Here is an 8316-nt window from a genome sequence, read left to right as displayed (position 1 = left end):
TTGACTTGCTCAAACTTTGTTTTATCGCTTTTCCGTTATTTCTAACGGGGCAGTTTCGCTCGTTGTTCAGTTTTCAAAGAACAATTTCTTTTCTCGTTCATCGCCTTGTTTCTCAGCGGCGACTTTTATAATATATCACGTTTGCCTACTCAATTGCAAGTACTTTTTTTCGTCTTTCGACATTTTTTTCAATGTCGTTTTCGACTTCATTTTGTCTTGCCTCAAAAGCGGCGTGTATTAATGTACCACAGGGCTTAAAGTTAAGTCAACTCTTTTTCAAAAATAAAATACCCGCGCAAATTGGCGGGTATTTTAACGAGAGCGTTAAATGGCAGTTAGCAAATATTTGAGTTCCAAAACATCGGGATCTCCGTTAATTGGCATGACTGCAACTTCACGTACGTAAGCGCGTTTGACCAGATTCTGAACAACAAGGGAAAGATCAATATGCAATTCCTGAATAGAAGGATAATTCTGCAGTTCGCATATGGTCCAAGGTTCCTGCCTGCTGCTGATTACTTCTAACAACAAGGAACAGCAAGACTTCATTTTGTTCATTACGGTAAACTCGCTAGCAAGCATTACAAGACGGACGCGCTGCTCCAAGGATTCCGGACTTGCCGTTAATTCCTCATACAGCTTATACACACCCGGATGGACTCGGCGAATCTGTCTCCATACCGAAAGCTCCGGATGAAAGCCTTCTTCTATAAGTACAATGTGTGCCCAGTGATGAAGTGCTGCCATGACATGACTGTGCGCATCCAAAATATGATTGTCCTCTAAATCTTGCTTCGCTTGCAGGTAGGTGCGCAAGAATCCGGAAAACTCGGCGAAACGCTTCTGTTCCCGTACCATATCCGGAAATACCATCAATTGCTCACGAATATTCGCCAAGTAATTGTCGCGCTCCATCCATATCTCCCCCTGAACCATCCATTGGATCTTGCTGCCGCTTCCGCTGCCCGCAATCCACTGCTCCAAACAATCTGTGTCAATCGTCTTGACTTTAATCCGCTTACCATTCAAACATACATGCTCTGTTGATTCGTTTGCCCCACTCTTACGCACAACTAAAACCAAAACGTCCAATCCTTCAATCATCGGATTAAATGGATACGGATTCTCGATTGCTACCAGGCCAACTACATCCGGCTGCGAACGATACGTTTCAATAAAATACGGTTTGGTATCCACTTCTGCCTCCGTATAGCTAATCCAATTGGATTAAGCTATAATAATTATCTGTATAGTATTATCTTTTTCGACAAACTGTGGCGGTTTCCTGCTTCCAAATTAAGAAAACCGTTTACGTTACATACTTCAGTCGTCATGGAGAGGAATGGAATAGTGAATAAGATTTTTTTCAAATCGGCAAAAATCAATGAATTCCGTTTGTGGGGCCTCGTCTTTACTCTGGTTGGCATGGGAGTCATGATCATTGGAACGGGCGGAATCGTCTGGTGGGGCAGCGCTGGCAAAATCTTCGCCGCGATCTTTATGGTCATCGGTATGATCTCCCTACTCGTTAGCTGCGTAGTGTATTTCTGGGCTGGCATGATGTCCACAAGCGCCACTATGCTCGAATGTCCGGAATGTCACCGTCCGACGAAAATGCTTGGCAAAACTGACCGCTGCATGTATTGCAAAACGATGCTCACGCTTGATCCCGCGCAAGCCACTCACGAGCCTTCCGTTTAATAACAAACAAAGAAGCAGCCCCGGTGATGATGACCGGGGCTGCTTCTTTGTTTATCTCTACTATAATTAATTCATTATGATGGCCTTTTGTTAATCGCATCATCAATCACTGACCATATGGAGGAGGTCTGGAATGACCTGTTCCATGTGGCCACTCCTGCTAGTCCAAGATCATGCATAAGCTTCACTCGGGATTGAATGGATTTGCCATCCTCAATCCAAATCCGGTTAAGCGCGCCATTGTCCTCATACTCCACGTAATTTTGTCCTGAAGACTGATCAAAGCTAGCCGTAAGTTTCTTAGTTGAGATGATTTCTTTAATCTTGTCCATGCCTACCGCCTTGGAGGTCACTTCCCCATCCTTCTCCGTCCAGATCCGCGTATACAACGGCATACTTAATATGATTTTGTTCGGAGGCACGCCGTCTTCTTCAATAATTCGTTTAACCGCACTGGCTGTCCACCCTAAAGAGGCAACTGACCCCGCTTCCGGACTCGACGCCCAATGTTCGTCGTACGCCATCACCATCATGTAATCAACCGTTTGGCCAAGAGCTTTGCGATCCAAGAACAGGGACCACAACTCACTGTTGGATTTTGGCGTTACATCAATTGAAACAACAAGCCCTTCTTCGTGCATGAGCGGCGTAAGCTCTCGGACGAACTGCACAAGATTCGCTTTATCTGACGTGCGGACATTTTCGAAATCGATATTAATGCCTTGCAAGTCATACGTTTCGGCAAAAGCGAGAAGTTGACGAATCATTTTGAATCTAGTCTCCGCCTTGGCCAATGCCTCTGTCGTTTGCTCCGGTTCAAACCCATTGCTAAATAGCGCCCAAACCTGCATGCCTTGTTTATGAGCCCAGCGTACGTAAGCCGGATCTGCATTGCCTTTAATCGTCCCTTTCCCATCCTGAAGCTCGAACCAAGTAGGGCTTGCGACGTTGACTCCCTTGAGGTCGCCAATCGAATTAGTATCCGGATTTCTGTCGTATACGGCTTCCCAAGTCAAATTGATTTTGCTGCCGAGCACCTTCCAAGGGATAAAGGCCTCTTCTTTTGAGGCATCAGGAATTTTCTCTATGTTAGCAAGCTCCACACTCGACTTTTGCATATAACCAAGTTGCCCTTGTGGACCTTGTACGTATAACCAACCGTCTTCTTCTCCCCAAATTCGTACTAGCTCGCCTTGCGGCACTTTCTCGACGATCGGCGAATGAATCGATGTTTTCGTTCTAATGGCGCTTCCCTTTGACTTCAAAGCCTTCGCCGGCTGAATAGATTCTCCTGACTGAAGTAAAATAACGATGCCGGAATCGGCCTTGTATTCAGCCTTCAAGCCATACAGCTCTTCAAGCGGTGATATAGGGATATATACGGCATCATCTTTAGTTTGCGCCGCGATATGCAATTCATATGGCTTCTGATTCAGCTGAGCTGTCAATGCATCCGTCTTCATCTGCAGCACCTTATTGGCCGTCGTCAAAACAATAGAGCCGCTCTCCGGCTCATAATAAACGGGCTCGCCTGGCCCTAGTACCTTTTGCAAAGCCGATACGGGAACCATGACCTCGTCATTGCGAAGTACGGCTCCTTGATCCATGACTTCGCCCTTATAGGTGATCGGATGTTCCATTTTATAATCAGGAACCGTCATTTGCTGATTCGGGATAAACTTCAAATATATAAACCAAACGCCCATAGCAGCTGCAATAAAAAGCAGGAACAGCAGCGTATACCATGCTGCCCCGCCCTTCCGGCGACGTGGCGTTCTGGTGTACATCGTATTCAATTGTCCACTCTCCTAAAAAAAATTATCACACAAACAGCCAGACATGGGGCTATCTGTGATGATTCTTGCTTCGAAAGCATAAGCCTAAAGAATTATCACACAAACAGCCCGAACAAGGGCTTGTCTGCTTTTGAAAGCACAGGGTTCCCCTTAAAATAAAAGGCGTGCAAATCCGCGAATGACCGCTTCTATGCACGCCTTATCCTTCAAACTATAATCTCTGCCGGTTTAAGCCTTTACAGCAGCTGCCTCGCAACAGCTGGAGCACAAACCGTAAATCTCCATACGATGTCCTTCGACCATAAAACCGGTTTTATGGGAAGCGGCTCTCTCCACTTCCAAAAGCGGCGGATGTTCAAAGTCAACGATCTGACCGCAGCTTTTGCAAATCGCATGGTAATGATCGGATAGATCCGCATCAAATCGGCTGGAATCGTCACCGTAGGTTAATTCGCGAACTAAACCCGCTTCGACAAATAACCGTAAGTTATTATATATCGTAGCCACGCTCATACTCGGAAAGTTCGGCGACAGCGATTTGTAAATCTCATCGGCTGTCGGATGTGACATGGACCCCATCAAATAACTCAATATGGCGTGACGTTGCGGGGTCATACGGACGCCATTCATTTTTAACTGTTCAATCGCTTCGTTAACGCTGGCTCCCATTCCCCTCACGCCTTTCATCTAGTAGATAAAACTATTGTACGTTCATTCAAAATGGTTTGTCAATGAAAGCGCTCGTCAATTGGTCTCATTCCACTGTATGTAAATACTGTTAGTCGCATTCACCTGAATTCGGTAATTGCCTGAGCCAATTGTTCCCCGCACCGTCTTCTTGCTGACCGTAAGCGGCAAATCAGTCGTAATACTGCCAAACGTCACCGAACCAAATACCGAATAATCGCCAACCTGAGGGATACGCAGCTTAATTTCTCCGACCGTGCTGTCCAGATCCCAATCCCCGCCGACCGTTTTGCTCGCAAGTTCAATATTGCCATTCAGCGTAGATGCTTTGACTTCGCCAGACACTTCTTTGACGGCGACCTTGCCATTTTTGGTATCCGCTTCAACGCTGCCTGTGATCGAGCTTAAAGTCATGGCTCCGTTCCAGGTTTCCGCGGTCAGGTTGCCCCTAAGCGTGGTTGCCGTAACAGCACCGTTTTTCGTTGACAGTTCCGCATTGCCGGTTACGTTCTGAAGCTTGATTCCTCCGTTGAGACCATGGATGACAATTGGCCCTTCTATCTTTTGAACGATAATGTCACCATTGTCACTCTTCAGCTGAAGGCCGCCAGGCACGGCTAATTCGCCAGCTGAGATTGGTCCGTTATTAACATCAACGGCTATTGCCAATTGAGGAACAGTTTCCGTTTCGGATTCCGTTAGCGGGGTTTCAGCTTGGTCAGCGCCATCTATGTTTGGAGGACTGGTGCTGACTATCGGATCTGTGGTTGTTATCGCATGCTGCGGTACGGTAATGACCACGTTCATCCGAGGCTTGCGGCTCCCATTGGTGCCGTATGGCTCTCCCTTGGCCGTAATCGTCATGGAGTCCGCATCCGAGACTCTCTCGACGACGGACTTGTCCGCTATTTGCTGCGCCTCCTGCTGGTCTGTGATATCTACCCAAACTTCGGTATCGATTATGAGCTGATTGGTATCGCCGCCTCGGACGGTTACTTTACCGTTCGTATTGGCTATTTTGAGCTTGGTTATAGCCGCAGCATCAAAAGGAACCGTGTCCGTATCCTTCACAAACTTAAAGCCTTTTTCCTCGCCGTAATCAGGAGAACCGTTCAAATCGACATATTGATCAATCCAACGAAACGGCAGCTCTGCGTATTGCGTCACGGTGAACGCAACGAGGGAAATGACAATGGCAATAATAGCGCCTATAAAATCAAATCGGAGTTTTCTCGCTGCTTTCCGATAAATAATGCTGTAAATCACAATCTCCGCGCCAAGCAGAATAAATACGGCAGGCCACCACTTGCCAATCAAAGCAACGTCATTACGTCCCTGTACCTGATCCCAAAGCAGCAGTCCCCCGATAATAATGATAAAAATAGCGGACGTAATACGCCCTAATCGAAACATAGACTGATCTCCCTTCAATCGCGAGAACAATAAAATACACGACACCGCCATCAAAAATGGACCAACCGACATCTCAGCCAATTCATCCATCCATGGAGTCAACGCCATCGGCGGATCTATAAGAACAAACAATAACCCGCCCGCCGCCATAAGCAATAGTCCGATTAGCGGGGACAACTGATCCGTAGAACCCTCTTCCGCATAATCCCTTGTCTGCAGAGCATCAAACACGCTGACAAAGTAATAGACGGGCAGAGCTATTCCCAAATAAACGATAAACAGAAGATGTCTTGCCGCATTCGCGTCTGCCAGCCTGATGATCGCCGCTATGTCAAGAACTAGACCTGCGGTCAGGAGCAGCCCTCTCTGATAACGTCCCGTATATAAATGTCCGGCTCCTGGGAGCACAAATGCGAGTAATAGGGTAAGAAGTCTGCTCTTTGGCCGAACTAATCCGAACTCACGCAATGCACACCCTCCATCTGCTTGATTTGTTCCAGTAAAGCCAACAATGATTCATTCTTTGGCAACTGTACCGTCAAACGGAGCATAAGTTGCAAACCGTTCTCCAGCATCTGGCTTTCTTCGAGCGTTACTTTGCGAATAACGATCTGTTTCTCCGTCAGCAGCGTATTTAACGTCCGGACGATGGTGGATTGCTCATCCGCCTGAACGATTAATTGATGTTCCCTCTTCGTGCTTATATAGCGCTTCTCCAGTTTGTTAAATGCCCATAAGATAAGAAGCACCAATACCGTTGTTGTTACAGCAGCAAAATAAAATCCGGCGCCAACCGCAAGTCCAATTGCCGAAACGACCCACAAGGAAGCCGCCGTTGTTAGTCCTGTAATGGATTTGCCCGTGAACAAAATCGTTCCCGCTCCAAGAAAGCCTACCCCGGTAATAACGGCAGCCGCCAACCGGGCAGGATCCACCCTAACGTTCGTCTCATTCACAAAGGAGGAGAAACCGTATATCGATAAGAGCATTAGCAAACAAGAACCTATACATACCAAAATGTTCGTTCGCAGTCCTGCGGCATGATTCGATTGCTCTCGTTCAAAGCCGATTAGACCTCCAAGCAGCATAGCCAGCAGCAGCCTCAATCCCAAATGAAAATCATTTAAATACCACGGATTTGCAAGATCATGACCCATGAGGCAGCACAACCTTTCGTATCATAATTGTACCATATTAGTATGCATGAGCCTTATATGAAAAGACGCCGCTCATCGCATAGGATGAGCGGCGTCCATCAAACAGATCGGCAGTTAAGCTTTCAGACGTTCAAGCAGAAGCTTATTCACAAGAGCCGGATTCGCTTTGCCTTTTGTCTCTTTCATAATCTGGCCGACCAGGAATCCGATCGCTTTGTCTTTACCTGCTTTGAAGTCTTCGACCGATTGCGGATTGGCTTGGATGATCTGATCAACTACAGCTACAAGCGCGCCTTCGTCGCTGATTTGGACAAGACCTTGCTCTTCTACGATTTGCTGCGGCAGCTTGCCGGATTCCAGCATCGCTTTGAAGACGGTCTTGGCGATCTTGCTGCTGATCGTCCCTTTCTCAAGCAGACCAATCATCTCTCCAAGACCTTGACTCGTAATTTTCACTTCAGCGAGTTCAAGGTTGTTCGCATTCAAATAACCGAGAAGATCACCCATGATCCAGTTGGATACCGCTTTAGCATCCTTCGTATAGTTCAGGCTTTCCTCAAAGAAGTCGGCAAGTTTCTTCGAAGCCGTGATGACTTCCGCATCATAGGACGGAAGGCCGTAATCGCTAGTATAGCGGGCTTTGCGCGCATCCGGAAGCTCCGGAATCGAAGCGCGAACGCGGTCCTTCCATTCTTGGCTGATGTTCAGGTTAACGAGGTCAGGATCCGGGAAGTAACGGTAGTCATGCGATTCTTCCTTGCCGCGCATCGAGAAGGTCTTGCCTTGCGTATCGTCCCAGCGGCGTGTCTCTTGAACGACTTTACCGCCATCGTTGAGAATTTCCGCTTGACGGATTTGTTCATATTCCAGACCGCGTTGTACGCCGCGGAAGGAGTTCATGTTCTTAAGCTCGGCGCGCGTGCCAAACTTCTCTTGGCCGTATGGACGAAGACTGATGTTAGCGTCGCAACGCAGACTGCCCTCTTCCATCTTCACGTCGGATACTTCGCAGTACAGCATAATGGCTTTCAGCTTCTCGAGGTAAGCTTTCGCTTCTTCCGGCGTACGAATATCCGGTTCGGAAACGATCTCGACAAGCGGCGTGCCTACGCGGTTAAAGTCAACAAGCGATGCATAACCGCCGTCTACGTGCGTGAGCTTGCCCGCATCTTCCTCCAGATGGAGGCGAGTAATGCCAATCCGTTTGGTCTCGCCGTTTACTTCGATATCAATCCAGCCGTTCTCGCCGATTGGCTGGTCGAACTGCGAGATCTGATACGCCTTTGGCGAATCCGGATAGAAATAGTTTTTACGGTCGAATTTGCTGACGTCTGCGATTTGACAGTTCAGAGCCATTGCCGCTTTCATCGCATATTCAACCGCTTGTTTGTTCAAGACAGGCAAAACGCCAGGGTGTCCAAGACATACCGGGCATGTATGAGTATTAGCCGGAGCTCCAAAAGCCGTAGAGCAGCCACAGAAAATTTTACTGTTCGTATGCAGCTCCACGTGTACTTCGAGACCAACTACCGTTTCGTATTGAGTAGCTTCAGACATCGTTA

General features: G+C 47.5%; 7 protein-coding genes. 1 reads left to right on the top strand and 6 read right to left on the bottom strand.

Going from position 1 to position 8316, the window contains the following annotated elements; all coding sequences use genetic code 11:
- Positions 1-324 precede the first annotated feature (324 nt).
- Positions 325-1197, bottom strand: coding sequence for a nucleotidyltransferase-like protein (locus QQK89_RS03760; protein WP_284237096.1), 873 nt, complete (start codon positions 1195-1197; stop codon positions 325-327).
- Between the two features lie 162 nt (positions 1198-1359).
- On the opposite strand from QQK89_RS03760, the gene QQK89_RS03755 reads away from it, so the two are divergent.
- The gene (locus tag QQK89_RS03755) at positions 1360-1701 is read left to right on the top strand and encodes a YgzB family protein (protein WP_284237104.1); all 342 of its coding nucleotides are present in this window, start codon (positions 1360-1362) and stop codon (positions 1699-1701) included.
- A 74-nt stretch (positions 1702-1775) separates the two neighbouring features.
- Here QQK89_RS03755 and QQK89_RS03750 read toward each other — a convergent pair whose 3' ends face one another.
- The 5 genes from QQK89_RS03750 to gatB all read right to left on the bottom strand — a co-directional run bounded on the left by QQK89_RS03750 (position 1776) and on the right by gatB (position 8311).
- On the bottom strand, positions 1776-3488 hold the full coding sequence (locus tag QQK89_RS03750) for a glycosyl hydrolase family 18 protein (RefSeq protein ID WP_284237103.1): 1713 nt from the start codon (positions 3486-3488) through the stop codon (positions 1776-1778).
- A gap of 237 nt (positions 3489-3725) precedes the next feature.
- Complete coding sequence (gene perR, locus QQK89_RS03745) at positions 3726-4166, bottom strand: peroxide-responsive transcriptional repressor PerR (RefSeq protein ID WP_284237095.1); 441 nt, start codon at positions 4164-4166, stop codon at positions 3726-3728.
- Between the two features lie 75 nt (positions 4167-4241).
- A complete protein-coding gene (locus QQK89_RS03740; protein WP_284237094.1) occupies positions 4242-6065 on the bottom strand; it encodes a DUF4097 family beta strand repeat-containing protein in 1824 nt (607 codons plus the stop codon).
- A complete protein-coding gene (locus tag QQK89_RS03735) occupies positions 6047-6754 on the bottom strand; it encodes an MgtC/SapB family protein (RefSeq protein WP_284237093.1) in 708 nt (235 codons plus the stop codon). Before QQK89_RS03735 ends, QQK89_RS03740 begins: the two co-directional genes overlap by 19 nt.
- 114 nt (positions 6755-6868) lie before the next feature.
- Positions 6869-8311 (bottom strand): Asp-tRNA(Asn)/Glu-tRNA(Gln) amidotransferase subunit GatB, encoded by a 1443-nt coding sequence (gatB, locus tag QQK89_RS03730; protein WP_284237092.1) that lies wholly within the window; start codon positions 8309-8311, stop codon positions 6869-6871.
- Positions 8312-8316: the final 5 nt, after the last annotated feature.

The sequence above is a fragment of the Paenibacillus glycanilyticus genome (genome assembly GCF_030161375.1).
Classification (GTDB): domain Bacteria; phylum Bacillota; class Bacilli; order Paenibacillales; family Paenibacillaceae; genus Pristimantibacillus; species Pristimantibacillus glycanilyticus_B.
Note: the sequence above shows the minus strand (reverse complement) of the source record. Positions and strands in the feature narration are given on the sequence as shown.

Coding starts and splice junctions, on each gene's coding strand:
- gatB (WP_284237092.1), bottom strand. CDS start 8,311: ATGTCTGAAGCTACTCAATACGAAACGGTAGTTGGTCTCGAAGTACAC.
- QQK89_RS03735 (WP_284237093.1), bottom strand. CDS start 6,754: ATGGGTCATGATCTTGCAAATCCGTGGTATTTAAATGATTTTCATTTG.
- QQK89_RS03750 (WP_284237103.1), bottom strand. CDS start 3,488: ATGTACACCAGAACGCCACGTCGCCGGAAGGGCGGGGCAGCATGGTAT.
- perR (WP_284237095.1), bottom strand. CDS start 4,166: ATGGGAGCCAGCGTTAACGAAGCGATTGAACAGTTAAAAATGAATGGC.